Below are 13,996 nucleotides of genomic sequence, written 5' to 3'. Positions count from 1 at the left end.
TTGCGAAGCCGTCGAGTTGCTGCCTTCAGGCCCTGCCGGCAATCAACTGGACGCATCGATGCCTGGAATGCCATTCGCATTACCCATGCGATTGGCATCGAGGGACTTGTCCGTGCGGAGTGACATTTGATGTATCCCGATATCGTTGAAGGAGCAATCGACAAGTCCGACTCCGGCTTGCGCGAGATCCTGTCTGATCAGGGCATGTTGCGTATCTGTATTGCCGTGCCGGTTGTGCTGATCGAGGCCTTTCTCTACCTGATGTCGCCAAACAGCGTAGCCGAGCGCTTGATCGTGCTGACGATGGGATATTGCCTCTATGTGGTGATCCTGCAAGGGCTGGTTCGCTATCGGACTTCGTTACCCGCGCGCAATCTTCTGGTTGCTACTGCCGTTCTTGATCCGCTCGCATTGTCCGCCTGGCTGGTCGTTACCAACGAGTTCGGAACGCTCATCGTTGGTTTTTACTTGTTTACCATTCTTGGATTCGGTTTTCGCACGGGACGGCCGTTGATGCATTTGTGCCAACTGACGTCGATTGCCGGGTTTGTTCTGGTCTTTCTCAGCGTTCCTTACTGGCAAGTACATCCCACGCTTTTCGTCGCCATGCTGCTGCCGCTGGTGGCGGTTCCGATGTATGCCGGCAAGCTGATCCTGACCCTGCGTGAATCACGCCAGCATGCCGAACGCGAGAGTCAGGCCAAATCAGAATTGCTGGCCAAGGTCAGCCATGAACTGCGCACGCCATTGACCGGAATCATTTCGGCGACCGAGCTGCTGGCGGCAGAGGCTGCACAGAGCGGTGTGACCCAGCGTACCGATACAATTCTCAGTCTTTCCAGCGAGTTGCTGAGCGAAATCAATAATCTGCTCGATGAGGCCAAATTTGGCGCCCGCGCAGCTTCCCTTGATTTGGCGCCAGTCGATTTGCGTCATCAGCTTGATCTGGTCCATGAGGCGCTGGCGGCAACAGCCGCCAAGAAGGGGATCGATTTCAGCACTTCACTGGATCCGGCCATTACCGATCGTATCGAATCGGACTCCCATCAACTGGGTCGGGTGTTGATGAATCTTGGCAGCAATGCGGTCAAGTTTACTGATCGCGGCCAAGCCCACCTCGGGGCGAGGCTGCTGAGCCAGACCGAGAGTCACTACACGATTCGTTTTGACGTGTCTGATAGCGGTATCGGCATACCGGAATCATTCCGACAAGAAATCTTCGAGCCGTTTGCGCAGCTCAATCAGGGTGCCGGTCGACGCTATGGGGGAACCGGTCTAGGTCTGGCAATTTCCCGGCAGATCGTCGAGTTGATGGGCGGGTCACTGGAATTTGAAAGCACTCTGGGGCAGGGCAGTCGTTTCTGGTTCGACGTCACGTTCGCGCGCAGCGCGGCAAAGGGCAGTGATCTTGAGATCGGGAGTGGCACTCAGGAGACATCGGCAGTTGTACCGAAACACATTCTGGTGGTTGAAGACCACGAGACCAACCTGATGCTGATTCGTGAACTGCTGGAAACCGACGGCCATCGTGTGACCACCTGCTCGAGCGGGATGGCCGCTCTGGATATTCTGGTCGATCATGATTTTGATTTGCTCTTGCTCGACTACAATCTTGGCGACATGGACGGTGTTCGACTCCTGCAGACTTACCAATTCGGCAGAATCAACCCCGCACGAGCGTTGTTTCTGACTGCCGATACAACCCAGGCTACCGCCTCCAGGCTTCGCGAATTCGCCGGTAGTGCGGGCGTGATGTACAAGCCCATATCGCTGGGCAAGTTGCGCAAGGCAATTGCCCATCTTGAGGAAACAGTCGACGCGAACGATTTGCCTGCCGCAGAGGTCATGCTTGGCGATGCCGAGGCGAGACGTACCCGGCCGACATTGGCTGCGGTTGTCGTCAATCCATTGGATCGCGGCGTAATCGATGAATTGAAGTCGGTCAGTACTCGCCCGCAGTTCTTCCCGACACTGTTGATGGAAGCAGAGCAGGATATTTTCCATAGTGGACAGCAAATCATCGAAGCTATCACCGAGAACCGCTATGGAGCCGTTCGTGATGCCGCACATGCGCTCAAAGGTGTATCTGCGAACGTGGGTGCACTCAGATTGTTCGCTCTTGCAAGCAAGCTGATGCAGGCGCCGCGCGATGAATTCGAGCGCGAAAAGGATCGCTGGATCAACGATCTCGGCGAATCGCTGCGCGACACCGTGGCCGCGCTGAGGAACGAGGTCAAGGAATGCGGCTTGGCCTCAGCTGACCCCGGCGCGACCTCGTTGCATCATGAATAGCGCTTCCATCACGCGCAATTGCTGAGTGCTCAGGTTCATGGCGGTTTCAGTCCATTCATCGACAATCGCATGCAGTTCGGTGCGGTCGAGTGATGCAATGCGATGACGGCTTCGCTGAAGCATCAGTCGGGCCATGCGCTGGCGCGCATGCGTGGAAATGAGCTTCTCGACAAATTGCTCGCCTTGTCCTTTCGGGCACACCTCATCGATAACGCCAAGCTTTTTCAGGGCTGCTGCCGAGTAGATGCGACCGTCACCGAGCATGCGTTCAGCCGCGCGGGCGCCAATGCGCTGAGCCAGCAGGCTCATGCCACCGGTACAGGGAAACAGGCCGAAAAGAATCTCTGGAAACCCGAATTCGGCATGTTCCTCGGCGACGATCAAGTCAGCAGCAAGCGCAGCTTCAAAGCCGCCGCCAAGGGCACGGCCTTGAACCAGCGCAATGCTGGTTGCCTCGGTACCAAGCATCGAAGACCAGTCATGAATCATGTCGGCGCAACCAAGCGAGTAGTTGCGCAGGGCTTCGCTGTCACGGCGATTGATGCAATCGTGGAAATAGGCGAGATCACCGCCCAGACTGAAGAAATCCGGATGTGCCGACTTCATTACGGTGTAGTGAATCGGCTTCAAGAAGCCGTTCCATGGCCAACTGACACCGTGCTCCTTCATCTGGCCCAATACGCTCATCAAGTCTTCCAGTAGCGCCGGAGAAAAATACGGTGCACTGCCATCGATCGATTTCGGCAGAGTCAACCAGAGGGTATTGTTCGCATTTGCATCGAAGCGGGTTTCAACATGACGGGTCGATGGAAACTGCGGAAGGACGTGGACGGCATTCATGACACTCTCCTGCATTTATGAGTGCCCCTACTGAGGCACCCGGTTGACGGAACTCTCCGCTGGAAGAGTTCTTCTGGGTAGATCGTGTTCTTTCGAAACTGCCAAGGCGACATTTGTCCCACCAAACCCGGCAGATAGCGACATCGCGTGCTCGAGGGCGTGACCGGGTACTGGTTTCCCGGCTACATGCTGAAGGCCGCATTCCGGGTCGGGCTCGACCAGATGTGCAGTGGCGGGGAGAAATGAATCGCAGACGGCGAGTACGCAGATGGCGAGTTCGATGGCACTGGCCGCACCAAGCAAATGGCCGTGGATGCCCTTGGTCGAACTCACTGGCAGGCGCTCGGTAGAGTCACCAAAGACCTCGCGGATGGCTGCTGCCTCGATCGGATCACCACCGCGCGTAGCGGTTGCATGGGCGTTGTAGTAGTCGATCTGCTCGGGTGCAAGCGTGGCATCGGCCAGAGCGGCTCGAAGTGCGGCGGCCTGTCCAAGCGCATTCGGTGAGCCAATGTGATGACCATCGGAGGCAATACCATAGCCGGAAAGCTTCGCGTAGCAGTTTGCACCTCGCTGCTCAGCGTGCGCGCGTGACTCGACAACCAGGAAGACCGAGCCCTCGCTGACTACAAGGCCGCTGCGATCAATCGAAAAAGGACGGCAACTGCGCGTGACATCGTCGGCGTCGACGCTCGCCAGCGCGCGCAAGCCGCCCCAGAGGGAAATGAAGGTGGGGCTGAGCGCGGCTTCTGCACCACCGACCAGGGCAATATCCAGGTAACCATCCCGAATGGCGCGACAGGCTTCGCCAATCGCGGCACCGGACGACGAACAGGCGCTGCTGTTGGTAACGACCGGCCCGAGAATCTTGTGCCGGATCGAAATAAGCGCGGGAGCCGCATTCAGCATGCTGGCCATGATCGTGAAGGGTTTGGAAACTTCCACATGATTGACGTGAAACTGTCTGACCCACTCATGTTCAGTCTGCACGCCACCACCGACTGATCCGTAATAAAGGCCGGCGCGCTGCGCGTAGGACTCGAATCGATCGATCCCCGCATCCTGCATGGCTTGTTCGGCCGCCAGAATTGCGATCTGGCTGCAACGATCCATGTACGGGAGTTCGATCTTGCTGAATTGACTGCTGAAATCATCCGCGATGATTCCCGCCGGAACGCCTTTCGACAGCAAAGCGGACTCCCAGAGCTGAATCCCGGAACGATTGTCGAGAACGCTGCGATGCAACTCGGCGATGGATTGCCCGATCGGTGATATCACGCCCATGCCGGTAATTACGACATCCTGTCTGGCCATGTTCATTCCGCTTTTTCCAGATTGCGCTGAATCACGTTGACGACGTCGCCAAGCGTCGCGTTTCGAGGAATGGCCAGATCGTCCAGCTTGACCCCGAGCTGATCTTCGACTTCCAGCAACACATCGAGGATAAGCATCGAATCAAGGCCGAGATCAAGCAATGGAGTTTCAATGCCGGCTTTCTCGCTGGGGATATCGAATTTTTCTGCAAGAAACTGCTGCAGCAGAGAGAGGATTTGACCTGAATCGGGATGTTTCATTGCTGATCCTTGTGGTGGCGTTGTGGGTGTTTCTGCAAATGCAAGCAACGCACCTGGGCAGAAACCTGTGATCTGGATGGTTGCTCCATTTTTCCTGCGGCGATGACCTGACGTGTTACGGCTTTTTCAAGCGAGTAGCGACGATACGGCAGAAACGGGGACAGTGGTGGTTGGCTAGCGAGACAAAGCGGATCCTTTCGCTTGATTCTTGCATATATGGATTTCGCTTGGGAGACAGATCTGTCTCGTGCCCCGGAAAACCTTTGCGGCGCGCCAGGGCGTGACGAGACAGCGAACAACGATATCTTCGCGACTCTTCAATGGGACTGCCAGCGAAGATTTTTGCTGCCGCAGGGGGGGCTTGCAGCGGGGGAAATTTGTCTCAGTGTGAGAATCGAGTCACACTTTGTCCGTTCCAATGGTGGCTTTCTATTCCAGGGCGCTGCAGCATGGCTCATGCTTGGCCTGATTCATGCACTATATTTTGAGCAGCAATCGTGTGATCAGGAAATTCTTCTTGCAAAGGATCGGGCGAGAGAACGGGTTCGCTTCGGCGATCCAGCAAGCCACAAGGGGGAAATGATGAATTTCAATGGCAGGGGGCAACTTCTACGCCATGCGCGAATGCCGATTCGTTCGATCGTCTTGATCAGCATGGGCCCGTTGTCCTGGGTTACCGAGGTCGAGAATATTTCATCGACCGGCATTCTTGTCTTGCGCCCCGACGAATGGGGCGCCAAGGCAGGAGAGCAGTGCGTGCTCGACCTGCTCGTCGGTGACGATCTGCACATCCACCTTGAAGCCCGGGTTACTCGCCTGACGGCAACCCGGCTGGCATTCGCCTTCACGAGTATCCCCGAGGAAAAAGAGCACGCATTGTGGGGACTTCTCGGTCAGTATGCCGATGATCTTGAGCGTCCGGCCAAGTCCGTCCAGAAGCGTTGAGGTTGCAAGGCGAAGCCTCCGCCGCGCGGAGGCTTCAGCACTAGTGAGCGTCGCGTAGCTCGCGTCGCAAGATCTTGCCGACATTGCTTTTCGGTAGTGAGTCGCGGAATTCAATGTGCCGGGGTTGCTTGTATCCGGTCAACTCTGTGCGGCAGTGCTTGCGAATCGCGTCCTCAGTCAAGTCTGGATCCTTTTTCACGATAACCAGTTTGACTGCTTCGCCCGACTTCTCGTCCGGGACACCGATTGCGGCCACTTCGAGAACGCCTGGCATCAATGCGACGACATCCTCGATTTCATTGGGATAGACGTTGAATCCCGAAACCAGAATCATGTCTTTCTTGCGGTCGACGATATAGAAAAAGCCTTTTTCGTCCATGCGCGCGATATCGCCGGTATGCAGCCAGCCATCAGCGTCGATTATCTTTGCCGTCTCCCCGGGGCGATTCCAGTAGCCTTTCATGACTTGCGGGCCGAGCACGCACAGTTCGCCGATTTCTCCGGGCGGCAGGGTCTTTCCATCGTCGTCGCGGATGGAAACGTCGGTTGACGGGACCGGCAAGCCGATCGAGCCGTTGAAGTTTTCGAGATCCGGCGGATTGATGCAGACGGCCGGCGAGGTTTCGGTCAATCCGTAGGCTTCTGCCAGAGTGCAACCAGTTATTTTCTTCCAGCGCTCGGCCACGGCGCGTTGCACGGCCATGCCGCCGCCCAGGGTCATGCGCAGATTGGAAAAATCGAGCTTGTCGAATCCGGGCGTATTCAGCAGCCCGTTGAACAAGGTGTTGACACCGGTGATCGCGGTATAGCGAACGCGGCCCATTTCAGCGACAAAGCCAGCCATGTCACGCGGATTGGTGATCAGGATATTCAATCCGCCAAGCTTCATGAAGGTCAGGCAATTCGCGGTCAGTGCGAAAATATGATAAAGCGGCAAGGCTGTAATAATGGCTTCTTCGCCTTCACGCAAGCCGGTCCCTATCCAGGCGCTGGCTTGCTGCATGTTGGCGATCATGTTCCGGTGGGTCAGCATCGCGCCCTTGGCAACGCCCGTTGTACCGCCGGTGTACTGGAGGAAGGCGATATCCGAGGACGAAATTTCCGGTTTGGTCAAAGTCTGGCCGGCACCACGTCGCAGCGCGTCGTTGAAGCGGATTGCGCCGTCAATCGAAAACGCAGGCACCATCTTCTTGACGTGGCGAACGACGAAATTGGTGATCATGCTTTTCGGAAAGCCGAGCATGTCGCCAAGACCGGTGGTGATGATGTGCTTGACTGGGGTCTTTGCGATGACACTGGCAACGGTATGGGCAAAGTTGTCGAGGACAATAATCGCCTTCGCACCCGAATCCTCAAGCTGATGGGTGAGTTCACGTGCCGTGTACATCGGGTTGGTGTTGACGACGACCATGCCTGCACGCAGCGCGCCAGCGATGGCGATCGGGTACTGCAGGACATTCGGCATCATCATCGCAATGCGATCGCCCTTGACGAACTTCAGGTCGTTGAGCAGGAAGCAGGCAAATTGCCGGCTCAGCGTATCCAGTTCGTCATAGCTGATCGTGCGGCCCATGTTGGTAAACGCTGGGCGATGGCGAAAACGCTCGAAGCAGGTGTCAAACAGGACCGAAATCGATTCGAACTCATTGACGTCAATTTCGGCCGGAACGCCTTTGGGGTAGCCTGCCAACCATGGTCGATCATTGATCTCGGACATGTTTCACTCCAGGCCATTGCCGCCTGCGCGGTGGCCAAATTGATAGGTGACGGGTCAACCGTACGGAAGCGCAGGGTTTGATTCCACCACACGCGATGACGTTGCAGCAAGGCGCGACGCCTTAATCGGGCTTGCGCCATCAATGGTACTCAAATTGAGGAGACTGGTTGTGAGAATACCCGCCACGCTGCGAATGAGCACGAATCCCCACCTGCGGCCGGCTGCAATCGTGGCGTTGCTCATGATTCTTTCCACGCTTCTGCTGATCAGCGCCTGCAAGCGACCTTCCGACGAGCAGCGCATCCGTGCTGCGCTGGAGGACATGCAGTTGGCCATGGAGTCCGCAAAGCCAAGGGACTTCATGCAGTACATCGGCGAGGATTTCACTGGCGCCGACGGGCAGCTTGATCGACAAGCCTTGCACAACCTGCTTCGCGCACAGGTCCTTGCCAATGCCCGGATTGGCGTCACCCTCGCCTCGACCGATGTCGAACTCCAGGGCAACCACGCGACGGTCAAGGTGACCGCAACACTCTCCGGGGGAAGTGGCCGCTGGATTCCAGAACGCGGAGCGATCTATCGGATCGAAAGCGGTTGGCGCAAGCAGGATGGCGAATGGATCTGTGTCAATGCGCAGTGGGAGCGAGCGCTCTGACAGGCTGTTGACGGGATTTGCCGGATGGCGTCGAAGCCATCCGGCAACTCGTTTCCATGAGACTTACGCGGCCTTGCCGGATTTGGCCAGTTGGCGCAGAACGTAAGGCAGGATGCCGCCGTGGCGGAAGAACTCGCGCTCCTTGGGCGTGGCCAGCAGGATATCGATCATGAACTCCTTCTTGCTGCCATCCTTTGCCGTGGCGATGACCTTGGCTTCACTTGCCGCTCCGTCCTTCAATCCGATGATTTCAAACGACTCGCGACCGTCGAGCCCGATCGACTTGGCGTTTTCGCCGGGTTTGAACTGACAAGGCAGTACACCCATGCCGACCAGATTTGATCGGTGGATTCGCTCGTAGCTTTCCGCGATGACTGCCTTGACGCCAAGCAGCAAGGTGCCTTTTGCGGCCCAGTCGCGGGATGAGCCACTGCCGTACTCCTTGCCGGCAATGACAATCAGCGGCGTCTTTTCTTCCTTGTAGCGCATTGCGGCGTCATAGATGGCCAGTTGCTCGCCACTCGGCACATGCTCGGTGAAGCCGCCTTCGACGCCATCCAGCATCTGGTTGCGGATGCGGATGTTGGCGAAGGTTCCGCGCACCATGACATCGTCGTTGCCGCGACGCGAGCCGTAGGAGTTGAAATGCTCAGGCGTGACTCCACGCTCGATCAGGAACTTGCCGGCAGGAGAGCTCTTCTTGATGTTGCCAGCCGGCGAAATGTGATCGGTGGTGATCGAATCACCGAACAAGCCGAGGCAGCGCGCGGAATGGATGTCATCAAACGTATCCAGTTCCATGGTCATGCCTTCGAAGTACGGCGGGTTCTTGATATAGGTCGAGTCGCCGTCCCAATCGAACAACTTGTCTTCGGGCGATTTGATCTGGTTCCAGCGGCTGTCGCCCTTGAACACGTCGGCATAGTTCGACTTGAACATCTCCGGGCTGATCGTCTTTGCGATCAAATCGCCGATTTCCTTGTTGCTTGGCCAGATGTCCTTGAGGAAAACCGGCTTGCCGTCCTTGTCGGTACCGAGCGGATCAGTGGAGAGATCAATGTCGACCGTTCCGGCCAGCGCATAGGCGACCACCAGCGGCGGCGAAGCGAGATAGTTCATCTTCACTTCCGGATGGATGCGACCCTCGAAGTTCCGGTTGCCTGAAAGCACGGCGGCGACGGCCAGATCGCCAGCCTGGATCTGCTTGCTGACTGCTTCATCGAGCGGGCCGGAGTTGCCGATGCAAGTGGTGCAACCGTAGCCGACGAGGAAAAAGTCGAGTTTCTCCAGTTCAGCCAGCAGACCGGCCTTTTTCAGATAATCGGTGACCACCAGCGATCCCGGTGCCAGCGAGGTCTTGACCCACGGCTTGCGCTTGAGGCCCTTCGCCGCAGCGTTGCGGGCCAGCAGGCCGGCACCGATCATGACCGCCGGATTCGAGGTGTTCGTGCATGAGGTGATCGCGGCAATGACCACGGCGCCATCGCCGACTGCAAGCGAGGCCTGATTGGCCAGCTTGTGCTTGGCTGCGCTCTCGTCGTGACCGACTGCGGTGCTGCCGCCTTCATTCTTGAAGCGGGCGACATCCTGATCCTTTCTCGGGCGTCCCTCGGTCATCAGTTTCACCGATTCGCGGTAGCTCGACTGCATGTCGCTGAGCAGGACCCGATCCTGCGGACGCTTGGGGCCTGCCAGCGAGGGTTTCACCGTGCCCATGTCGAGACTCAGGGTTGATGAGAAGGTGGCCGCTGGCGTTTCATCGTCATGCCACATGCCCTGAGCCTTGGTATAGGCCTCGACCAGCGCAATCTGTTCTTCAGTGCGTCCGGACAGGTGCAAATAGCGGATCGATTCCGCATCGACCGGGAAGATCGCGCAAGTCGCGCCATATTCGGGTGACATGTTGCCAATCGTGGCGCGATCGGCCAGCGGCAGGTGCTTGAGCCCGGAGCCGTGGAATTCGACGAACTTGCCGACCACACCGTGTTTCCTGAGCATCTGGGTTACGGTCAGAACCAGGTCGGTCGCGGTTGCGCCCTCCGGCAGCTTTCCGGTCAGCTCAAAACCGACCACCTGCGGAATCAGCATCGATGAAGCCTGGCCGAGCATCGCCGCCTCGGCTTCGATGCCGCCGACACCCCAGCCGAGTACGCCGAGACCGTTGACCATCGTGGTATGCGAATCGGTGCCGAAAACCGTATCCGGATATGCCCATTGCGCACCGTTGGATTGGCTGGTCATGACCACGCGTGACAGGTGCTCAAGGTTGACCTGATGGACGATGCCGGTACGCGGCGGCACGACCTTGAAGTTGTTCAATGCCTTCTGGCCCCAGCGCAGGAACGAATAGCGCTCCTGATTTCGCTTGAATTCGATTTCGACGTTCTTCTCGATCGCGTCTTCCGAGCCGAACACATCCACCTGGACGGAATGGTCGATGACCAGTTCCACCGGTGCCAACGGATTGATCAGGGTGGGATCGCCTCCGAGCGCAACCATGGCATCACGCATCGCGGCAAGGTCGACAACGCAGGGAACCCCGGTGAAATCCTGCAGTACGACGCGCGCCGGCATGAAGGCAATCTCCGTGTCCGGCTTGGCATCGGCCTTCCAGTTGGCGACTGCTTCGATCTGCTTGTCGGTGACATCGACGCCATCTTCGTGGCGAAGCTGGTTCTCGAGCAGGATCTTCATTGAGTAGGGCAATTTTTTCAGATCGAATCGCTGACCCAGCTTGGCAAGGCTGGCATAGCGGTACTCCTTGCCGTTGACCTTGAGTGTGTCGTGAGTCGAGAAGCTGTCTTTCATGGCGATTCTCCTTGCAAGAGGGCGGTACGAAGGTGGTGTTCAGCCGCCACTATCGTAGCCCGACAGTCTGCTGGATTGGAGGAAAGTTGGACACCTGCCTCGGCCTTGCAGAATTTCGATTGGTTGATCATCAGACCGAATCAGCGTTCGGACCGGTATGTGGCTGCCGGATTCTGGAGTTGACTGGTGCGCGATCGCATATGGGGGCGAATCACGCCAACTGCAAGCTGGAAGGGCCTTCCCGACGAGCACATCGCGTTGCGGGAAAGTGGATGAAACGGCTAAAATGCGTGGTTGCAGCGGCCGGCGCAGAGCTGGATTCGCCCCGATGCCCTGCGTTCATGCTTGCTTCGTTTCGCCTGGCGATGAGCTGTCTCATCGCGCCGGGCGCTTCCCTTCGCCTGCCCACAGGATGCCTGCCGATCATGCTGACTTCTTATCGCCAACACGTTGCCGAACGCGCCGCACTTGGCATCCCGCCGTTGCCGCTTTCGGCACAACAGACCGCCGAGCTGATCGAGTTGCTCAAGCAGCCGGGTTCTGAAGATGGCGAGGTCCTCCTGGATCTGATCACCAATCGCGTACCGGCCGGCGTTGACGATGCAGCCAAGGTCAAGGCTTCGTATCTAGCCGCCATCGCTTTTGGCACCGAGAGCTGCTCATTGATTTCCCCTGAGCGTGCGACGGAGCTGCTTGGCACCATGCTCGGCGGCTACAACATTCATCCGCTGGTCGAATTGCTCGATCATGCCAGTCTGGCCCCGATCGCGGCCGAAGCGCTGAAGAAAACCCTGCTCATGTTCGATGCCTTCCATGATGTGAAGGAGAAGGCTGACAAGGGCAATGTGCACGCCCGCAGTGTCATGCAGAGCTGGGCCGATGCCGAGTGGTTTACCAGCCGTCCTGAAGTGCCGGAATCACTGACCGTCACCGTGTTCAAGGTCAGCGGCGAGACCAATACCGATGATTTGTCACCGGCACCCGATGCAACTACGCGCCCGGACATCCCGATGCATGCGCTGGCCATGCTCAAGAACAAGCGCGATGGCATTACCCCGGAGGAGGACGGCAAGCGCGGTCCGGTCGCCTTCATCGAATCGTTGAAAGAAAAAGGCCATCTGGTTGCCTACGTTGGTGACGTGGTCGGCACCGGCTCCAGCCGCAAGTCGGCAACCAACTCGGTGCTCTGGTTTACCGGTGAGGACATTCCGTTCATTCCGAACAAGCGCTTTGGCGGAGTCTGCCTCGGCAACAAGATCGCGCCGATCTTCTACAACACGATGGAAGATGCCGGTGCGCTGCCGATCGAACTCGATGTCAGCGAAATGAACATGGGCGATGTTGTCGAACTGCGTCCGTACGAGGGCAGGGCGCTCAAGGACGGCAAGGTCATTGCCGAGTTCAAGCTCAAGTCCGACGTGTTGTTCGATGAAGTCCGCGCCGGTGGCCGGATTCCGTTGATCATCGGTCGCGGATTGACCGCGAGGGCCCGTGAAGCGCTGGGCTTGCCGGTTTCGACCCTGTTCCGCTTGCCCGAAAACCCGGCCAGCAGCAGCAAGGGCTTCACCCTGGCGCAGAAGATGGTCGGCCGCGCCTGCGGTCTGGCGGAAGGCGAGGGCATCCGTCCGGGCACGTATTGCGAACCGCGCATGACTTCGGTCGGCTCGCAGGACACGACCGGGCCGATGACCCGCGACGAGCTCAAGGATCTGGCCTGTCTCGGTTTCAGCGCCGATCTCGTCATGCAGTCGTTCTGTCATACAGCGGCTTATCCGAAGCCGATCGATGTGACCATGCATCACGATCTGCCCGAGTTCATCAGCACCCGTGGAGGCATTCCGCTGCGTCCCGGTGACGGCATCATCCACTCCTGGCTCAACCGCATGCTGTTGCCCGACACGGTCGGTACCGGCGGCGATTCGCATACGCGCTTCCCGATCGGCATTTCGTTCCCGGCCGGTTCCGGCCTGGTCGCGTTCGCCGCGGCAACCGGCGTGATGCCGCTGGATATGCCGGAATCCGTGCTGGTCCGCTTCAAGGGCGAACTGCAGCCCGGCGTGACTCTGCGTGATCTGGTCAACGCGATTCCGCTGTATGCGATCAAGGCCGGTCTGTTGACGGTCGAGAAGAAAGGCAAGAAAAACATCTTCTCCGGCCGCATCCTCGAAATCGAAGGCCTGCCGAACCTCAAGGTCGAACAGGCATTTGAACTCTCCGACGCCTCGGCCGAGCGTTCTGCGGCAGGTTGCACGGTGCATCTGGACAAGGCACCGATCATTGAATACATCACCAGCAATATCGTCATGCTGAAGTGGATGATCGCCCAGGGCTACAAGGATGTGCGCAGCATCAAACGGCGCAGTGAGGCGATGCAGGCGTGGCTGGCCGATCCGAAACTGATGGCGCCGGACGCCGATGCCGAATATGCCGCCGTGATCGAGATCGATCTGGCCGATGTGCATGAGCCCGTCGTCGCCTGTCCGAATGATCCGGACGACGTGAAGACGCTTTCCGATGTCGCCGGTGCCAGCATCGACGAGGTCTTCATCGGTTCGTGCATGACCAATATCGGCCATTTCCGCGCGGCCTCGAAACTGCTCGAAGGCAAGCGTGATATTCCGACCAAGCTGTGGGTTGCGCCGCCGACCAAGATGGACGCTGCCGAGCTGACCAAGGAAGGCCACTACGGAACGTTCGGCACGGCGGGTGCGCGCATGGAAATGCCGGGATGTTCGTTGTGCATGGGCAACCAGGCCCAGGTTCGCGAAGGTGCCACGGTGTTTTCAACGAGTACGCGCAATTTCCCCAATCGTCTCGGCAAGAATGCCAACGTCTATCTGGGTTCGGCCGAGCTGGCCGCAATCTGCTCGCGTCTGGGGCGCATTCCGAGCAAGGCTGAGTACATGGCCGACGTCGGTGTGCTCAACGCCGATGTCGAGAAGATCTATCGCTACATGAACTTCGATCAGATCGAGGAATTCACCGATCAAGCGGCCACCGTCAGCGATTGAAGCGAATCCCGGAGCATCCGGGACTCTTCGCTGGTTTGCCCCGGCTGTCGGCCGGGGTTCGCCGAATACGCTGAGATTTCAAATCGGTGAGTGCAAATGGGCATGGTTTGCAAGGCAGCCGAATCGAAGCTGACCGGCTGCGAACCATGCAAAT

At 58.1% G+C, this 13,996-nt stretch carries 10 protein-coding genes; 4 read left to right on the top strand and 6 right to left on the bottom strand.

What is annotated here, in order from left to right:
• The first annotated feature begins 129 nt into the window (after window positions 1–129).
• The gene (locus VFN25_RS07645; RefSeq protein ID WP_325140479.1) at window positions 130–2,292 is read left to right on the top strand and encodes an ATP-binding protein; all 2,163 of its coding nucleotides are present in this window, start codon (window positions 130–132) and stop codon (window positions 2,290–2,292) included.
• Here VFN25_RS07645 and VFN25_RS07640 read toward each other — a convergent pair.
• From VFN25_RS07640 to VFN25_RS07630, 3 genes are read right to left on the bottom strand one after another with little or no spacing between them, the layout of a single operon-like run.
• Window positions 2,254–3,132: a crotonase/enoyl-CoA hydratase family protein gene (locus tag VFN25_RS07640; RefSeq protein WP_325140477.1), complete on the bottom strand. Its 879-nt coding sequence runs from the start codon at window positions 3,130–3,132 to the stop codon at window positions 2,254–2,256. The genes VFN25_RS07645 and VFN25_RS07640 overlap by 39 nt on opposite strands.
• Window positions 3,133–3,159: 27 nt before the next feature.
• A complete protein-coding gene (locus VFN25_RS07635) occupies window positions 3,160–4,452 on the bottom strand; it encodes a beta-ketoacyl-[acyl-carrier-protein] synthase family protein (protein WP_325140475.1) in 1,293 nt (430 codons plus the stop codon).
• Window positions 4,449–4,706 carry an acyl carrier protein gene (locus VFN25_RS07630; RefSeq protein ID WP_325140473.1) on the bottom strand — a complete coding sequence of 86 codons (258 nt, stop codon included), beginning with the start codon at window positions 4,704–4,706 and terminating at the stop codon, window positions 4,449–4,451. The genes VFN25_RS07635 and VFN25_RS07630 overlap by 4 nt, the downstream gene beginning before the upstream one ends.
• A gap of 624 nt (window positions 4,707–5,330) precedes the next feature.
• On the opposite strand from VFN25_RS07630, the gene VFN25_RS07625 reads away from it, so the two are divergent.
• Entirely contained in the window at window positions 5,331–5,651 is a 321-nt protein-coding gene (locus tag VFN25_RS07625; RefSeq protein WP_325140471.1) for a PilZ domain-containing protein, read from the top strand.
• A gap of 40 nt (window positions 5,652–5,691) precedes the next feature.
• On the opposite strand, the gene VFN25_RS07620 is transcribed toward VFN25_RS07625, so the two are convergent.
• The gene (locus VFN25_RS07620; RefSeq protein WP_325140469.1) at window positions 5,692–7,368 is read right to left on the bottom strand and encodes a long-chain-fatty-acid--CoA ligase; all 1,677 of its coding nucleotides are present in this window, start codon (window positions 7,366–7,368) and stop codon (window positions 5,692–5,694) included.
• A gap of 54 nt (window positions 7,369–7,422) precedes the next feature.
• Window positions 7,423–7,611: a hypothetical protein gene (locus VFN25_RS07615; protein WP_325140467.1), complete on the bottom strand. Its 189-nt coding sequence runs from the start codon at window positions 7,609–7,611 to the stop codon at window positions 7,423–7,425.
• Here VFN25_RS07615 and VFN25_RS07610 point away from each other — a divergent pair.
• Window positions 7,610–8,023 (top strand): nuclear transport factor 2 family protein, encoded by a 414-nt coding sequence (locus VFN25_RS07610; protein ID WP_325140466.1) that lies wholly within the window; start codon window positions 7,610–7,612, stop codon window positions 8,021–8,023. The two genes, VFN25_RS07615 and VFN25_RS07610, sit on opposite strands and share 2 nt — an antisense overlap.
• A 63-nt stretch (window positions 8,024–8,086) precedes the next feature.
• Here the strand turns inward: VFN25_RS07610 and acnA are convergent, their stop codons facing one another.
• A complete protein-coding gene (gene acnA, locus VFN25_RS07605; RefSeq protein WP_325140464.1) occupies window positions 8,087–10,831 on the bottom strand; it encodes an aconitate hydratase AcnA in 2,745 nt (914 codons plus the stop codon).
• 425 nt (window positions 10,832–11,256) lie between these two features.
• On the opposite strand from acnA, the gene acnB reads away from it, so the two are divergent.
• Window positions 11,257–13,842 carry a bifunctional aconitate hydratase 2/2-methylisocitrate dehydratase gene (acnB, locus tag VFN25_RS07600; RefSeq protein WP_325140463.1) on the top strand — a complete coding sequence of 862 codons (2,586 nt, stop codon included), beginning with the start codon at window positions 11,257–11,259 and terminating at the stop codon, window positions 13,840–13,842.
• Window positions 13,843–13,996: the final 154 nt, after the last annotated feature.

Origin of the sequence: Dokdonella sp. (assembly GCF_035703485.1) — a bacterium.
Classification (GTDB): domain Bacteria; phylum Pseudomonadota; class Gammaproteobacteria; order Xanthomonadales; family Rhodanobacteraceae; genus Dokdonella.
Note: the sequence above shows the minus strand (reverse complement) of the source record. Positions and strands in the feature narration are given on the sequence as shown.

Excerpts from the sequence above, each read along its gene's own strand:
- VFN25_RS07635 (WP_325140475.1), bottom strand. The coding sequence starts at position 4,452 with ATGAACATGGCCAGACAGGATGTCGTAATTACCGGCATGGGCGTGATA.
- acnB (WP_325140463.1), top strand. The coding sequence starts at position 11,257 with ATGCTGACTTCTTATCGCCAACACGTTGCCGAACGCGCCGCACTTGGC.
- VFN25_RS07625 (WP_325140471.1), top strand. The coding sequence starts at position 5,331 with ATGCCGATTCGTTCGATCGTCTTGATCAGCATGGGCCCGTTGTCCTGG.
- VFN25_RS07645 (WP_325140479.1), top strand. The coding sequence starts at position 130 with ATGTATCCCGATATCGTTGAAGGAGCAATCGACAAGTCCGACTCCGGC.
- VFN25_RS07630 (WP_325140473.1), bottom strand. The coding sequence starts at position 4,706 with ATGAAACATCCCGATTCAGGTCAAATCCTCTCTCTGCTGCAGCAGTTT.
- VFN25_RS07610 (WP_325140466.1), top strand. The coding sequence starts at position 7,610 with ATGATTCTTTCCACGCTTCTGCTGATCAGCGCCTGCAAGCGACCTTCC.
- VFN25_RS07615 (WP_325140467.1), bottom strand. The coding sequence starts at position 7,611 with ATGAGCAACGCCACGATTGCAGCCGGCCGCAGGTGGGGATTCGTGCTC.
- VFN25_RS07620 (WP_325140469.1), bottom strand. The coding sequence starts at position 7,368 with ATGTCCGAGATCAATGATCGACCATGGTTGGCAGGCTACCCCAAAGGC.
- acnA (WP_325140464.1), bottom strand. The coding sequence starts at position 10,831 with ATGAAAGACAGCTTCTCGACTCACGACACACTCAAGGTCAACGGCAAG.
- VFN25_RS07640 (WP_325140477.1), bottom strand. The coding sequence starts at position 3,132 with ATGAATGCCGTCCACGTCCTTCCGCAGTTTCCATCGACCCGTCATGTT.